The sequence below is a fragment of the Pseudomonas sp. UBA5706 genome, assembly GCF_002419965.1.
GTDB lineage: Bacteria > Pseudomonadota > Gammaproteobacteria > Pseudomonadales > Pseudomonadaceae > Aquipseudomonas.
Genome location: NZ_DIHC01000036.1, coordinates 47,527 through 63,127, shown reverse-complemented (window position 1 = coordinate 63,127; position 15,601 = coordinate 47,527). Strand labels below are relative to the sequence as shown.

The window sequence follows — 15,601 nt, the reverse complement described above, 5'->3', positions numbered from 1 at the left end:
GGTAACGATGACGGTAAGCAAGCAGACCGCTCGCTTTTGTCTCGGTTCAGCGTGGGCCGGAAGACTCGGCGGCCTTCGCGTCTTGCGCTTCAGGCTCAGGCCGCGACCAGATCCACAGATTGACCAGCAGCATGCCGGTGATTGCGAAGTAGATCCACCAGTTGTGCTTGAGCACCATCAGCATAACCACCGCGCAGATCAGCATGGTCAGGGTGGCGCTGATCTTGGCGCTGCGAGCAATGAGCTTGCCATTGCGCCAGTTGCTCAGCATGGGGCCGAACAGACGGTGGTTTTCCAGCCAGGCGCTTAGACGTGGCGAACTTTTGGTCGCGGCCCAGGCGGCCAGCAGGATGAACTCAGTGGTTGGCAGGCCGGGAATAAAGATTGCGATGATACCGATCGCAAGGCTGATGTACGCCAGGATGCCGAACAGGATGCGGGACAATTTACTGCCTGGGGGTGTGTTGGTCATGAGTCTCGGGTACGGCAGGGTGAAGACGCTTCTTGCCCGGATCGCTCCGGCAAAGGCGCCCAGCTTAACAGTGCCGGGCGTGGAACGCTTCGATTCAGGCAGGTTCGGCTTCAGGAGCCGTTGTATAGGCATGCCGCAGCAGAACGTTAAAGCGTTCGAATGCGGCCACGGCGGCCTTGTCGATTTCACGCTCCTGTTCATCGCTGAACGGCAAGTCGTCGAGGATGCGAATGAAGCGTTTCCAGCCCTCGGCACGGCCGCCGACCGGTTCTCCAAGATGACGTGCGCCGAAGGTCTCGCTGAGGTTAAGCGCCGCGGCGCGCTTGATCAGAAACGCTGCGCCAAGCTTCGAGCCTTCCGAGACGAACAGCCAGCCCAAGGCTTCGGCCTGGGAGGGAGCCAGGGCGGCGCCGGCAATGGCCGTGGGAATCTTGGCACCGAGGTCTGCCAGGTCGGCTTTGGCTTGTTCGGCACGGCAGCGCTCGGGCAGGTCAGCGATCAGTTCGACCAGTTGAGGATCGGAGTACAGGGCTTTGAGTTCCTGTTGAAACAGGTACTGGGCGCTCAGGAAGCGGGTGTAACTGGCCAGGGTATCGAACGGCGCGTTGGCCTTGACCGCCTTGTCCAGTTGTTCATGCGCAGCGTGGGTAATCTGGTTCAGGCGTTGGGAGCGACGAATCGGTTCTTGAGGCATGGTGGTCCTTGTAGATAGAGCGCGTGTAGACGAAACGAGTGAGCGGGGCCACACGAAAAAATCCCGTTGGCGCGGGAGGGCTGTCAGCCACCCTGATCGACCTGGCAGCACGGCTTGCCGGCGGTGACGGTTGCGAATACGCCACCGCTGGCGAGGCGGACTGCTACAGCGCGCGGCAAATGCGGGTTAGATATCCCACACCACGTTGATCGCGAAGTTGCGCCCTGGCTGGGTCAGGCGATCCAGGCTGGCGGGCGCGGTCGCGCCTGCTTCGCCGACTCCGTCGTAGCCACGCACGTCATCCCAGCGCCAGTATTTCTTGTCGGCCAGGTTGTAAACGCCGCCGCTCAGCGTCACGTCGTCGGTGACTTTGTAGAAACCGGTCAGGTCCACCAGACCAAAGCCAGGCGTCTTGAACTGTTTGGAAACACCGTCCGGCGCGTGGAAGTTGTCACTGTCGACGCGGGTCTTGCGCTTGACCAGGGTCCAGTTGAGCAGACCACCGTAGTTATCGTGCTCATATCCCAACCCGAATACGCCGGTCAGTGGGTTGACGCTGTTGATCGGCTTGCCGGTGTCGTCGTTACGGCCATACAGGTAGGCTAGCGAGCCTTGGGTGTAGAGGCCCTGTGGTGCGCCGAAGCTGTCCAGGTCCAGGCGGCCTTTGAGCTCCACACCTTTGATGGTGGCGTGCCTGATGTTGTTGGACTGGAACACCGCCTCATTCGATGAGGCTGGTTGAATGGCATCTTCATTAATGAAGTCACGGTATTTGTTGTAGAACACCGCGACATCGAACGAACCTGCATCGAAGCGTCCGCGCAGACCGGTTTCAAAGCTTCTGCTCTTCTCCGGCTCCAGGTTCGGGTTGGGTTCGACGATGTAGCCGGCGGTGCGGTTTTCGAAACGGCCATAAAGCGCCTTGGCGCTCGGCGTACGGAAACCTTCAGCGTATTGGCCGTACCAGGTGTAAGCGTCATTGATCGCATACGTCACACCCAGTTTCGGCGACAGGCGATGCCACTTTTTCTCTTTATCGTCGAACTCGGCAGCATTGGTCAGCCGGACGGCGCGCAGAAACGCCTCGGTCGCGTGTGGATCGAGCGTTGTGTAGTCGTAGCGTGCGCCGGGCGTGAAGGTCCAGTCGCCCCACTTGATCTGGTCTTGGGCGAACAGGGCATAGGTATTGACGGTAGGGTCCGGGAAGTCGCTATTCGGCTGAAGAAGATCATTTGCAGAGGGCGCTCCAACGGTCCGACATGAGCGCAGCACTGCGGCGCAAGTGCCACTCCCGCTGCGCAGTCCGGTGACTTTCTGCTGTTTAAGGGTAGTGCCGTAGGTCAGCAGATGCTCGGTGTCGGCGATGCTGAAAGCCTTGTCCAGTTGTGCATCGAAGATCCATTGGCGCTCTTTATAGGTGGTGTCGCGGCTGCGCCAGACATCACGACTGACGGGCACATAACGTTCAAGGGTGTCTTGATCGGTCTTGGCAATCTGGTAGTTCAGGCTCCACTTGACGTTGTCGACCAGCAAGCTGTCCAGCGCGAAGGTGTTTTCGAGGCCGAAACGCTCGCGTGTAATGACGTCATTGCCCTCGCGTGCGCGATAGAAGCCGATAGCGCGCCCACGGCCGAAGGGCCCACCCACTGCGCTTTTCTGGTTGGTGTGGATGTCGTTCTTGTATTTCTCATAGGTGAACGCCAGCCGGTCGCCATCGCCGTAGTTCCAGCCCAGTTTGGCCAGCACATTGGTGGCGCGAGCGTCTTCCGGGTTCGCGGCGGAACGGCTTAGGCCGGTGCCACCGTGTTCGCCATAGGATTCGGTCTCACGACCGTTACGCTGACTGACATGCAGCAAACCGTCGACATCGCCCTGGCGACCGGCCACGGTGGCTGAGTTCAGCCAACTGTTGTCCGCCGAGCTGTATCCGGTCTTCAAACGTGCACCGACGTCCTTGCCCGGTTTGATGATGTCCTCGGGGTTGAGGGTGTAATAGCTCACGGCACCGCCAATGGCGCTGCTGCCGTACAGCGCCGATGCCGGGCCACGCAGGATCTCGACGCGCTTGATGATTTCCGGATCCACGTAGTTGCGATGGGTGTTGGCGTAAGGGCCGTAGAAGTAATTGTCCGGCACTTCGACGCCGTCCACTTGAGTGAGAATCCGGTCGCCGTCGATACCGCGGATGTTGAAGCCGCTGGTGCCTGCGCGTTGACCTGCGCCACCTACGGAAACACCGGGCTCATAGCGCACCAGATCACGAATGTTGTTGACGTTCTGGCGGTCCAGATCGGCGCGGTCATGCACGGTGACGGTATTGGGTACCGAATCCACTGATTGCGCCTGCCGGGTTGCACTGACAGTGACCTGGTCCAGCGCCAGTGCACCGATGACGTTGCGCTTTTCCAGCACGACGTTGTTGTTGCCCAGATTGCGGTAGCTCAGGTTGCTCCCTGCGAGCAGGCGATCCAGGGCACCTTCGGCCGACAGGGTGCCGCTAACTCCTGGCGAGGTAATGTTACGCGCCAGATCCGACGAAATTCCCACCTGCCAGCCGGTGGTCTGGCTGAATTCATTGAGGGCCGAAGCCAGCGGTTGTTGCTTGATCGAAAACGGATAGCTGCCAGCCATGCGGACCGTCTGCTCGGCGGCGGCAACGGGTGCGCTGTGCAACCCTGCGGCCAGCATCGCCACGGTTAATACCGAAAGTGTGAAATGGCGGGTGCTGGTGGGCGAATGGGATAAAGCGGGGGTGAACGTGGACGGCATCGATAGCGCTCCCTGTCGTGCGAGTCGAGATAGTGTTGACAAGTGTTTTTAGTAATAGGAATCACTTGCATTGGCTATGACGAGACGTACGACGAACGGTTATCGCGTAAAAATAATGGTTCTTAATCCAAAATAACCAGGGCAGGCAGTTCATGTAGATGCGCAGAGGTGATTTGCGCCAGCGAGCGGACTACGTCCAGCGGATTGTCCAGACGATAATTACCTGTCACTGCGACCTGATCCAACCGCGTGTTGGCATTGACGATCCAGCCGGGGTAGTAGCGACGAAGCTCGGCCAGTACGTCCTTCAGCGGGCAATTATCAAAGACCAATCGACCCTGTACCCAGGCCAAATCCTTGCGCTTGTCAATGTTCTCCCGAGGGCCGAAACCCTCGGGACCGACGCGAAGGCTGTCTCCGGCACCGAGGTTGAGCTGAGAGTTGCCTTGGGTCGCCTGCACATTTACCGCGCCGCGCTCGACCTGAATCTGCGCCACGCCGTCCAGGTAACGCACGGCGAATGATGTGCTGCTGGCGCTCATCCGCACTGGGCCGGCTTCCACTTCCAGGGGCAGACCCTTGGCGGTGGGTACTTCGAAGAAGGCTTCGCCTTCGTACAATCGTGCGAGGCGGTGCCGGTCATCCAGGTCGCTGGAAAAAGCCGATCGGGTATTGAGTAGCACCTTTGATCCGTCGCCTAGCTGCAGGCGCTGGCGCTCTCCCGCCACCGTCATATGATCGGCCTTGAGGCGCAACGACAGGTCGCTGAAGCTGAAAAGCCCCAGCAGCAACACCGCCGCTGTAGCCAGTGGAGCCCAATGTGGACGCCAGCGCTTGAGCGCTGACGGTTGTTTCGGCGTCACCACGGTCGCGGCCGCCTCAAGTACCGTTTGCGAATTCCAGAGGGTTTGCGCCTTGGTGAAGGCTCGGCCGTGTGCGGGGTCTGCCGCCAGCCAATTCTGAAAGCGCGCCCGCTGCTGAGCGTCGGCATGCTCCAGTTCGATCAGCCAGTTCAGGGCCTGGTCCATAGCGTTGTCCGTCACAGGCCCGGGAGAGTGGGAGTCCGTCAAGGAGCGTCCTCGAATACACGGTGGGGTGCGCAAGTGTAGCGATAGGTTCGCCGCGCTGCCGCCGGATTTCTTGTTAAATAGGGATCAAGCTCTCATCGACGTTCAAGTCGGGCTGCTACTTCTACGCAGATGGCCATGATCAGCTTGAGCTCCTTTTGTACGGTGCTGGCGGAAACGCCCAGTTGCTCGGCAATTTCCAGATAACTGCGACCGTTGAGTCGGCTCAGTGCAAAGATTTTCTGCTGGCGCGGCGTGAGTTTCTCAAGGCTCGCGTTCAAGCTTTGCAGGAGGCGGTTGGCGTGGGCGGCATCCTCCAGCGCAGCTTCGGGCGCGACCACGTTATGCAATTCGGACAGTGGAGCGTCGTCGACGATGGTGCGGGCATGAATACGGCGGGCTCGCAGATGGTCCAGCGCCAGGTTGCGGGCAGTCTGGAATACGAACGGTTCGAGATGATCGATGGCCCGCTCGCGCAGTGCACGGGTCACTCGCAGGTAGGTTTCCTGCAGCAGGTCTTCGGCGGTGCTGGGGTTGCGGACCATGCGCTGCAGGGTACGCAGCAGGATCGTTCGCCTTGCCAGGAAAACGTCGTTGAAGTGCGACTGAGTCACAAGGATATCCGAGCAGAAATTCAGCGAATGATAATGATTGTCATCTACTGCTCGGGTCAAGGGCGGTTGCCGATGATTTTGTAAAGGTTAGAGTCTGATCTGCGTACACCGCGTCCCCGGCGAAACTTCCGCTGGCGAGTCGCTCCTGTTCGCTGCAACTGCACGCCGAACGGCTACGCAAAGAGCCGATCTTTCCTGCAGGTTCAACCGGGGTTCTACAGCAGTCCGGCTTGTCGGCGGCGTACCAGAGGTCGCCGCCGTCAGCCGGTCGCACGGCTACAAAGTGATGCCCAGGGTCAACCCTGCGTTTATTCGGCGTTCATCAGCGCCAGGCAGTTATCCAGCATGCGGTTGGAAAAGCCCCACTCATTGTCATACCAGGCCAGGACCTTAAGCAGACGACCGCTGACCTTGGTGTGATTGGCATCGAATATCGACGACAGCGGGTTGTGGTTGAAGTCATGGGAAACCAGCGGTAGCGAGTTGTAACCGAGGATCTTCGAGTGCTGCGCGGCCTCTTTCATGATCGCGTTGACCTCATCGACCGTTGCATCACGCTTGAGTTGAAGGGTCAGGTCCACCAGCGACACGTTAATGACCGGCACTCGCACCGCCATGCCGGTGAGCTTGCCTGCCAGTTCTGGCAGTACCAGGCCAACGGCTTCAGCGGCGCCGGTTTTGCTCGGGATCATCGACTGAGTCGCCGAACGCGCGCGGTACGGGTCGGTGTGATAGACGTCCGTCAGGTTCTGGTCATTGGTGTAAGCGTGAATCGTAGTCATCAGCCCGCTTTCGATGCCCAGCTCGCGATTCAACACCTGCGCGACAGGTGCCAGGCAGTTGGTTGTGCAGGATGCGTTGGAGATCACCTGATGGGACTGGCGAAGCACATCGTGGTTGACGCCGTAGACTACGGTGGCGTCGGCGCCCTTGGCTGGAGCCGAGACGATGACTTTTTTAGCGCCGGCGGCAATGTGCACAGCCGCTTTATCTCTGCCGGTGAATAGGCCCGTGCACTCGAACACCACATCGATGTTTTGGGTTTTCCACGGCAGCTCGGCGGGGTCGCGAATGGCCGTCACCGTAATCACGTCACCATTGACGGTCAGGCTTTCCTTGTCGTGCTCGACAGTGCCGTCGAATTGGCCATGGACCGTGTCGTACTTAAGCAGGTGGGCGTTGATCTGACTGTCGCCCAGGTCGTTGATGGCGACGACCTGCAGGTCTTGACGATAGCCTTGGGTATAGAGTGCACGTAGGACGTTGCGGCCGATACGGCCAAAGCCATTGATTGCGATGCGGAGAGTCATACACCCGTCCTCTGTGAATTTGTTGTTGGAATTACAAGATTATTCTCATAAAAATAGAAAACAAGCCTTTTTAGTGGCAGTATTTTGTTTTATCTACAAATAGAAATCCGTAAAGCCTACACAACTGTTTGAAAAATCAGGCCTTTGCTGAAGCGTTTCTCCAGGAGCCTGGTTCGACCGTCGGTTTTGAAAGCGCTTGAACGGGTGACCACATCCGCTAGCCTGGAGTTCATCACAATGCATCCCCGCGTCCTTGAGGTAACCGAACGGCTGATTGCTCGCAGCCATGAAACCCGTCAGCGCTATCTGCAACTGATCCGGGGTGCGGCGAGCGACGGCCCGATGCGCGGAAAGCTGCAATGCGCCAACTTCGCCCATGGGGTCGCGGCATGTGGCACCGAAGACAAGAACAGCCTGCGGATGATGAATGCGGCTAACGTCGCCATCGTTTCTTCTTACAACGACATGCTCTCGGCGCACCAGCCGTATGAACATTTCCCTGAACAGATTAAAAAGGCCCTGCGTGAAATCGGCTCGGTCGGGCAGTTCGCTGGCGGCGTGCCAGCCATGTGCGATGGCGTGACGCAAGGCGAACCCGGCATGGAGTTGAGTATCGCCAGCCGGGAAGTCATCGCCATGGCAACGGCGGTCGCGTTGTCGCACAACATGTTCGATGCGGCTTTAATGCTGGGTATCTGCGACAAGATCGTGCCGGGCCTGCTGATGGGCTCGTTGCGCTTTGGTCATCTGCCGACGATCTTCGTGCCTGGGGGGCCGATGGTGTCAGGCATCTCCAACAAGGAAAAAGCCGACGTGCGGCAGCGCTACGCCGAAGGCAAGGCGACCCGTGAGGAACTGCTGGATTCAGAGATGAAGTCTTACCACGGCCCGGGCACGTGCACTTTCTATGGCACGGCTAACACCAACCAACTGCTGATGGAAGTCATGGGGCTGCATTTGCCGGGCGCCTCCTTCGTCAATCCTTACACGCCGCTGCGCGATGCCCTGACACGCGAAGCGGCGTTCCAGGTGACGCGGCTGACCAAACAGAGTGGAGAATTCATCCCCCTGGGTGAGATCGTCGACGAGCGCTCGCTGGTCAACTCCATCGTTGCGCTGCACGCGACCGGCGGTTCCACCAACCATACGCTGCATATGCCTGCTATCGCGCAGTCCGCCGGGATTCAACTGACCTGGCAGGACATGGCGGATCTGTCGGAAGCGGTACCGACCCTGACTCACGTTTACCCCAACGGCAAAGCCGACATCAATCACTTCCAGGCGGCGGGTGGCATGTCGTTCCTGATCCGCGAATTGCTCGATGCCGGTTTGCTGCATGAAGACGTCAACACTGTCGTGGGCCACGGCCTGCGTCGTTACACCCAGGAGCCGTTCCTTGACGACGGCCAGTTGGTGTGGCGTGACGGCCCGACCCAGAGCCTGGACGAAAACATCCTGCGCCCGATCGCCCGTCCGTTCTCCCCGGAGGGCGGGCTGCGCGTGATGGAAGGCAACCTTGGGCGCGGTGTGATGAAGGTGTCGGCCGTTGCCCTGGAGCACCAGTTCGTCGAGGCGCCAGCCAAGGTGTTCGAAGATCAGCAGGACTTGGCGGACGCGTTCAAGGCCGGAGAGCTGGAGTGTGATTTTGTCGCGGTCATGCGGTTTCAGGGGCCACGCTCCAACGGCATGCCCGAGCTGCACAAGATGACGCCGTTTCTGGGCGTGTTGCAGGATCGCGGTTTCAAAGTGGCGTTGATCACGGACGGGCGCATGTCGGGCGCCTCCGGGAAAATCCCGGCGGCGATCCACGTTTGCCCTGAAGCCTGCGATGGTGGCCCCTTGGCGCTTGTGCGTGACGGGGACCGTATTCGGGTCGATGGCGTGAAAGGAACGTTGCAAGTTCTGGTCGAACCGGCAGAATTGGCAGCCAGAGAGCCGGCAATCGGGCGTCTGTCACACAATGTGGGCAGTGGTCGCGAGTTGTTTGGTTTCATGCGCATGGCCTTCAGCTCGGCAGAGAAGGGCGCCAGCGCCTTTACTTCGAATCTGGAGACGCTCAAGTGACATTGGCGATGGTGGGTGATATCGGCGGCACAAATGCTCGTTTTGCCATTTGGGAAGATGATCAGTTGCATTCGATCCGGGTGTTCCCGACGGTCGATCACCCGAGTCCGGAACAGGCGTTGCTGGTTTATTTGCAGGATATGAAGCTGCAACCGGGTGATGTCGGGTCGATCTGTCTGGCCGTCGCAGGGCCGGTCACCGGTGACGACTTTCACTTCACCAACAGCCACTGGAAAATCAATCGCCCGGCGTTCTGCGCAGCGCTCAAGATCGACAGCCTGATCATGGTCAACGATTTCACCGCTATGGCGTTAGGCATGACCCGCCTGCGAGATGACGAATACCTCACCGTGCGAAGTGGCAAGGGAGACCCGAAAGCCGCACGCGTAGTGATCGGGCCGGGCACCGGCCTGGGTGTCGGTGCGTTGATCCGTTCCAGTGAAAGCCACTGGACCGCCATACCGGGCGAGGGCGGCCATGTCGACCTGCCCATCGGTACTGCACGCGAAGCGCTGCTTTGGACGCGGTTGATGGCCGATCACGAGCATGTCAGTGCTGAAACGATTCTCAGCGGCGCCGGTCTGTTGTTGCTGTATCAGGTCAGCTGCGCGCTGGATGGGATCGAGCCGGACCTGAAATCTCCCGCAGCCATCACCTCGGCGGCGCTCAAAGGCGATGCGCTAGCCAGCGCGGTGCTCGAACAGTTCTGCGTATTCCTTGGTCGCGTGGCAGGCAACACGGTCTTGACCGTTGGCGGCCGTGGCGGTGTGTACATCGCCGGTGGGGTGATTCCGCGCTTTGCCGATTTCTTCATGCAAAGCGGCTTTAACAAAGCACTTGCGGAAAAAGGCCTGATGAAGGATTACTTCGATGACGTGCCGGTGTGGCTGGTGACAGCCGAGTATCCGGGTTTGATGGGCGCCGGGGTGGCGCTGGATCAGGCACTGCTCGCCCAACGTTGAGTCGCTACCTGTGGCAGTCCGGCTTGCCGGCGGTGGGCTGGCAAGCTCGCTAACGCCGAAGCCGTGCTGCTACAGGGGGCGTTCTCGCTCACGTGGTGTGCAGAGCTGCTGCCTCATAACAATAATCAGTGCTTACAAGGACGACCAAAGTGAACGCTGTCAGTAAATCGATTCTGGTGGTCGACGATGACCAGGAGATTCGGGAATTGCTGCAAGCCTACCTGAGCCGCTCTGGCTTTCAGGTGCGCACGGTAGGCGATGGTGCCGAGTTTCGTCAGGCGTTCAATGAAGAGCCCAGTGACCTGCTGATTCTCGATGTCATGCTGCCTGATGAAGATGGCTTCAGCCTGTGCCGCTGGGTCAGGCATCACCCGCGCCAGCCTCACGTGCCGATCATCATGCTCACCGCCAGCTCCGATGAAGCTGACCGGGTCATCGGCCTGGAACTCGGTGCCGATGATTACATGGCCAAACCCTTCAGCCCTCGTGAACTCCAGGCCCGCATCAAGGCGCTGCTGCGCCGTGCCCAGTTCGGACAGGAGCGTGCCGGTGGTGAAGTGCTGGTGTTCGATGAATGGCGGCTGGATATGGTCAGCCATCGACTGTTCCACAACGATGGCGAAGAAGTGATTCTGTCTGGCGCCGACTTCGCACTGCTTAAGTTGTTTCTGGATAATCCGCAGCAGATCCTCGATCGTGACACCATCGGCAACGCCACGCGCGGTCGCGAGCTGATGCCGCTGGAGCGCATCGTCGATATGGCGGTCAGCCGTCTGCGCCAGCGTTTACGCGACACCGGCAAGGCACCGCGCTTGATCCGCACGGTGCGAGGCAGTGGTTATTTGTTGGCGGCCAATGTGCTACCGCAAGCCAGCAGCGGTTATTGACCGCTGATGGTGGCCGAGAAAAAGCGCCGTCTGCCCGCACCGCGTTCCTTGCTCGGGCGCATGTTGCTACTCACCCTGCTGGCGGTTTTGCTTGCCCAAACCCTTTCGAGCCTGATCTGGCTTTCCCAGTTGCGCGCTACGCAGATGGAGGGCCTGATTACCAGTGCGCGCAGCTTGGGTTATTCCATGTCGGCGAGCGTCAGTTACTTTCGTTCCTTGCCGGTTGCGTTTCGTCCTCTGGTGCTCGATCAACTGCGCAGCATGGGTGGCACACGGTTCTTCGTCTCGCTCAATGACCGCCCGCTGGACATGCAGGTGCTGGAGCCCACTGCACGCAAAACCGCCGTGATCGATGTGGTAGGGCAGGTGTTGCGCCAGAACCTGGGCGCTGGCCCCGACATTCTGGTGCGGTTCGTGCGGCCGGAGGACTTGCGCATCTTCAACAGCGGTCTGAGGCTGGACGAGTTACCGCGTTCCTGGGCCCACTACGCGCTGACCCTGGAACCGGTGAACCCGCCGGTGCTGGTGACGCAGATCGAGCTGTCGCCCGGCGAGTGGCTGTACATCGCTTCATTGTTGCCCGAGCCGTACACGATGCTTGAAGAGGAAGGTCTGCCCTCGCAACAAGTGTGGTTCATTGGCCTGACGAGCCTCTTCCTGCTGCTGTTCATCGGCTTGCTGGTGCACTGGCAAAGCGGCCCGCTCAAGCGTCTGGCACACGCGGCCCGGGATTTGTCGCTGGGGGCTGAGGTCGAGCCGGTAGTCGAGGGCGGGGGCAGCGAAGTGGTCGAGGTGATGCGCGCCTTCAACACCATGCGTGATCGGATCAGTCGTTACCTGACCGAGCGCGGGCAGCTGTTCAGCGCCATTTCCCACGATCTGCGCACCCCGATCACGCGCCTGCGCCTACGCGTGGAACTGCTGGAGGACGAGGTCGTCCAGGCTAAATTCACCCGCGATCTCGATGAACTGGAGTTGCTGGTCAAGGGCGCGCTGCAGTGTGTGAAGGACACCGACATTCACGAGAACATCGAGCCTGTGGATCTGAATCACGCACTCGACTGCCTGATCGAGCCTTATCTGGCGTGTGCCGGGGATGGCCGCGTCACGCTTCAGGGCAAAGCCATGTCGATGTTTCACGGCAAGCCGCTGGCGTTGCGGCGGTGCATGGGAAACCTGATCGACAACGCTATCAAATACGGTGACAAGGCGCATCTGTACATCGAAGACAACGCACAGGCGTTCGTACTGCATGTCGAAGATGAAGGGCCAGGCGTGCCAGAGCAGCGACTGGAGCAGGTGTTTGAGCCGCATTTTCGGCTGGCTGGCAAATACCAGCAGGGATACGGGCTAGGTTTGGGCATTGCACGCAACATTGCTCACAGTCATGGCGGTGAAGTGACGTTAAAAAATCTGCGTGAGGGCGGGCTGCGGGTGACGTTGTATCTGCCACGCGGCACGGAATGAATGCATGATGAGCGACGTTTTTCGAATGTAACCGTCCAGTGACACTTGCGCATCGCTTCGTTACCGTCCTTGCAAGCCCCTTGTTTAGAATCCATGCAGCGCAAGCACCAAGACTTGCTCATGCATAACAACAATAAGGTTAACTAGATGAAATCGATCTCCCGTCTCGCAGCACTTATTTCTCTCGCCTCATTGTTCCCTCTGAGCGCCATGGCCGCTGATTCCAAAGGCACCGTTGAAGTTGTCCACTGGTGGACCTCCGGTGGCGAAAAAGCGGCTGTCGATGTGCTCAAGGCCCAGGTTGAAAAAGACGGCTTCACCTGGAAGGACGGCGCTGTCGCCGGCGGCGGCGGCTCGACCGCCATGACCGTGCTGAAAAGCCGCGCCGTCGCCGGTAACCCGCCTGGAATCGCTCAGATCAAAGGCCCGGACATTCAGGAGTGGGCGTCTACCGGTCTGCTGGATACCGACGTTCTGAAGGAGGTCTCCAAAGGCGAGAAGTGGGACAGCCTGCTCGACAAGAAAGTCTCCGATACCGTGAAGTACGAGGGTGATTACGTGGCCGTGCCGGTGAATATTCACCGTGTGAACTGGTTGTGGATCAACCCGGAAGTCTTCAAGAAAGCCGGCATCGAAAAAGCCCCGACCACCCTCGAAGAATTCTACGCAGCGGGCGACAAGCTCAAAGCGGCAGGCTTCATTCCGTTGGCGCATGGCGGTCAGCCCTGGCAGGACAGCACTGTCTTCGAGGCCGTCGTGCTCTCGGTGATGGGTGCCGACGGTTACAAGAAAGCGCTGGTTGACCTGGATAACGGCGCATTGACCGGTCCTGAAATGGTCAAGGCGCTGACCGAGCTGAAGAAAGTGGCTACTTACATGGACCCCGATGGCAAAGGCCAGGACTGGAATCTGGAAGCAGGCAAGGTCATCAACGGCAAGGCCGGCATGCAGATCATGGGGGACTGGGCCAAGAGCGAATGGACCGCCGCCAAGAAAGTCGCTGGCAAGGACTATGAGTGCGTAGCGTTCCCTGGCACCGATAAAGCTTTCACCTACAACATCGACTCCCTGGCGGTGTTCAAGCAGAAAGACAAAGGCACCGAGGCGGGTCAGCAGGACATTGCCAAAGTCGTACTGGGCGAAAACTTCCAGAAAGTCTTCAGCATCAACAAAGGGTCGATTCCTGTTCGAACCGACATGCTGGCTGACATGAACAAGTACGGCTTCGACTCATGTGCCCAGACCGCTGCCAAGGATTTCCTCGAAGATGCCAAGACCGGCGGCCTGCAACCAAGCATGGCGCACAACATGGCAACCACGTTGGCCGTTCAAGGCGCGTTCTTTGACGTTGTGACCAATTTCATCAACGACCCGAAAGCAGATCCTGCAGACGCGGCGAAGAAATTGGGCACGGCGATCAAGGCTGCCAAGTAAGCGTTCGCGCACTACGTAAATCCCAGCCGCAGTACGTGCTGATGAAACCGTCTCATCCGGTTTCACGCACGACTGCGGCCTGGGCCTGATGGTTTCAGAGTGGATGCTTCCAATGAGTTCTGTTGCTGTGTTCAGCAAAGCCTCGCCGTTCGATGCACTGCAGCGCTGGCTTCCGAAACTGGTGCTGGCGCCCAGCATGTTCATCGTATTGGTGGGCTTCTACGGCTATATCCTGTGGACGTTCGTGCTGTCGTTCACCAACTCGACTTTTCTGCCGTCCTACAAGTTCGTTGGATTGGCGCAATACGCTCGGCTGTTCGACAACGACCGCTGGTGGGTAGCGAGCAAGAACCTGGCGGTATTCGGTGGCATGTTCATCGGTATCAGCCTGGTGGTCGGCGTGTTACTGGCGGTGTTCCTTGATCAGCGCATTCGTCGTGAAGGTTTCATCCGCACCATTTATCTGTACCCGATGGCGCTCTCGATGATCGTCACTGGTACGGCCTGGAAATGGCTGCTCAACCCTGGCATGGGCCTGGACAAACTGCTGCGTGACTGGGGCTGGGAAGGCTTCCGCCTGGACTGGCTGATTGATCCTGATCGCGTGGTATATTGCCTGGTTATTGCGGCGGTATGGCAAGCGTCGGGCTTCATCATGGCGATGTTCCTGGCGGGATTGAGGGGGGTCGACCAGTCGATCATTCGTGCCGCGCAGATCGATGGTGCCAGCATGCCGAAGATCTACTGGAAAGTGGTGCTGCCAAGCCTGCGTCCTGTGTTCTTCAGCGCCGTGATGATCCTGGCGCACATCGCGATCAAAAGTTTCGACCTGGTCGCTGCGATGACCGCAGGTGGGCCGGGCTATTCGTCCGATCTGCCTGCGATGTTCATGTACTCGTTCACTTTCAGCCGCGGCCAGATGGGCATGGGCTCGGCCAGTGCGATTCTGATGCTCGGCGCGATTCTCGCGATCCTCGTGCCTTACCTGTATTCCGAGCTAAGGACCAAGCGCAATGACTAGTTTCGCCGCCAAACCATCGATCAGCCTGAGCCGGATTGCGATCTACGCCGTGCTGATCGGCGCTGTGTTGATCTATCTGATTCCGCTGGTGGTCATGCTGCTGACCAGTTTCAAATCGCCTGAGGACATCGGCACCGGCAACCTGCTGAGCTGGCCCACCGAGATCACCACCATTGGCTGGGTCAAGGCCTGGGCGACGGTGAAGGGCTACTTCGTCAACTCGATCCTGATCACTGTTCCTGCGGTGCTGATCTCAACGGCCATTGGCGCCTTGAACGGCTACGTGCTGTCGATGTGGCGGTTCAAGGGCTCGCAGATGTTCTTCGGGCTGTTGTTGTTCGGTTGCTTCCTGCCTTTCCAGACCGTTCTGCTGCCAGCTTCCTTCACCCTCGGCAAAATGGGTCTTGCCAGCACGACGACAGGCCTGGTACTCGTCCACGTAGTCTACGGGCTGGCCTTCACAACGCTGTTTTTCCGTAACTACTATGTCAGCATTCCCGACGCACTGGTCAAGGCCGCGCGCCTGGACGGCGCTGGCTTCTTCACCATTTTCCGGCAGATCATCCTGCCGATGTCGACGCCGATCATCATGGTCTGCCTGATCTGGCAGTTCACGCAGATCTGGAACGACTTCCTGTTCGGTGTGGTGTTCTCCAGTGGTGACTCGCAGCCCATCACGGTGGCGCTGAACAACCTGGTCAACACCAGCACCGGCGCCAAGGAGTACAACGTTGATATGGCGGCGGCGATGATCGCCGGTCTGCCGACCCTGCTGGTCTATGTGGTCGCAGGCAAGTATTTCGTGCGCGGGCTGACGGCCGGCGCGGTCAAGGGGTAATC

At 59.2% G+C, this 15,601-nt stretch carries 13 protein-coding genes; 7 read left to right on the top strand and 6 right to left on the bottom strand.

Annotated elements, in window-relative coordinates; all coding sequences use genetic code 11:
* Positions 1 to 46: 46 nt before the first annotated feature.
* The 6 genes from B3I26_RS17280 to gap all read right to left on the bottom strand — a co-directional run bounded on the left by B3I26_RS17280 (position 47) and on the right by gap (position 6,926).
* The gene (locus tag B3I26_RS17280; RefSeq protein WP_296259354.1) at positions 47 to 472 is read right to left on the bottom strand and encodes a YbaN family protein; all 426 of its coding nucleotides are present in this window, start codon (positions 470 to 472) and stop codon (positions 47 to 49) included.
* 94 nt (positions 473 to 566) lie between these two features.
* Positions 567 to 1,166: a biliverdin-producing heme oxygenase gene (locus tag B3I26_RS17275; protein ID WP_296259352.1), complete on the bottom strand. Its 600-nt coding sequence runs from the start codon at positions 1,164 to 1,166 to the stop codon at positions 567 to 569.
* A 186-nt stretch (positions 1,167 to 1,352) separates the two neighbouring features.
* On the bottom strand, positions 1,353 to 3,935 hold the full coding sequence (locus tag B3I26_RS17270; protein WP_296259350.1) for a TonB-dependent receptor: 2,583 nt from the start codon (positions 3,933 to 3,935) through the stop codon (positions 1,353 to 1,355).
* A gap of 122 nt (positions 3,936 to 4,057) precedes the next feature.
* Positions 4,058 to 4,963: a FecR family protein gene (locus tag B3I26_RS17265; RefSeq protein ID WP_296259348.1), complete on the bottom strand. Its 906-nt coding sequence runs from the start codon at positions 4,961 to 4,963 to the stop codon at positions 4,058 to 4,060.
* Positions 4,964 to 5,097: 134 nt separating this feature from the next.
* The gene (locus tag B3I26_RS17260) at positions 5,098 to 5,616 is read right to left on the bottom strand and encodes an RNA polymerase sigma factor (RefSeq protein WP_296259346.1); all 519 of its coding nucleotides are present in this window, start codon (positions 5,614 to 5,616) and stop codon (positions 5,098 to 5,100) included.
* A 308-nt stretch (positions 5,617 to 5,924) separates the two neighbouring features.
* The gene (gene gap / locus B3I26_RS17255; RefSeq protein WP_296259344.1) at positions 5,925 to 6,926 is read right to left on the bottom strand and encodes a type I glyceraldehyde-3-phosphate dehydrogenase; all 1,002 of its coding nucleotides are present in this window, start codon (positions 6,924 to 6,926) and stop codon (positions 5,925 to 5,927) included.
* Positions 6,927 to 7,163: 237 nt separating this feature from the next.
* On the opposite strand from gap, the gene edd reads away from it, so the two are divergent.
* The 7 genes from edd (at position 7,164) to B3I26_RS17220 (ending at position 15,599) form a co-directional block, all read left to right on the top strand.
* Positions 7,164 to 8,990 carry a phosphogluconate dehydratase gene (edd, locus tag B3I26_RS17250; RefSeq protein WP_296259342.1) on the top strand — a complete coding sequence of 609 codons (1,827 nt, stop codon included), beginning with the start codon at positions 7,164 to 7,166 and terminating at the stop codon, positions 8,988 to 8,990.
* Positions 8,987 to 9,952, top strand: coding sequence for a glucokinase (locus tag B3I26_RS17245; protein ID WP_296259340.1), 966 nt, complete (start codon positions 8,987 to 8,989; stop codon positions 9,950 to 9,952). The genes edd and B3I26_RS17245 overlap by 4 nt, the downstream gene beginning before the upstream one ends.
* 149 nt (positions 9,953 to 10,101) lie before the next feature.
* Complete coding sequence (locus tag B3I26_RS17240) at positions 10,102 to 10,839, top strand: response regulator (protein ID WP_296259338.1); 738 nt, start codon at positions 10,102 to 10,104, stop codon at positions 10,837 to 10,839.
* Between the two features lie 6 nt (positions 10,840 to 10,845).
* Positions 10,846 to 12,306, top strand: coding sequence for an ATP-binding protein (locus tag B3I26_RS17235; RefSeq protein WP_296259336.1), 1,461 nt, complete (start codon positions 10,846 to 10,848; stop codon positions 12,304 to 12,306).
* A 147-nt stretch (positions 12,307 to 12,453) separates the two neighbouring features.
* Positions 12,454 to 13,740 carry an ABC transporter substrate-binding protein gene (locus B3I26_RS17230; protein ID WP_296259333.1) on the top strand — a complete coding sequence of 429 codons (1,287 nt, stop codon included), beginning with the start codon at positions 12,454 to 12,456 and terminating at the stop codon, positions 13,738 to 13,740.
* 112 nt (positions 13,741 to 13,852) lie between these two features.
* Positions 13,853 to 14,761, top strand: a complete 909-nt coding sequence (locus B3I26_RS17225; protein ID WP_110946572.1) for a carbohydrate ABC transporter permease — start codon at positions 13,853 to 13,855, stop codon at positions 14,759 to 14,761.
* Positions 14,754 to 15,599, top strand: coding sequence for a carbohydrate ABC transporter permease (locus B3I26_RS17220; RefSeq protein ID WP_296259330.1), 846 nt, complete (start codon positions 14,754 to 14,756; stop codon positions 15,597 to 15,599). Before B3I26_RS17225 ends, B3I26_RS17220 begins: the two co-directional genes overlap by 8 nt.
* Positions 15,600 to 15,601 lie beyond the last annotated feature (2 nt).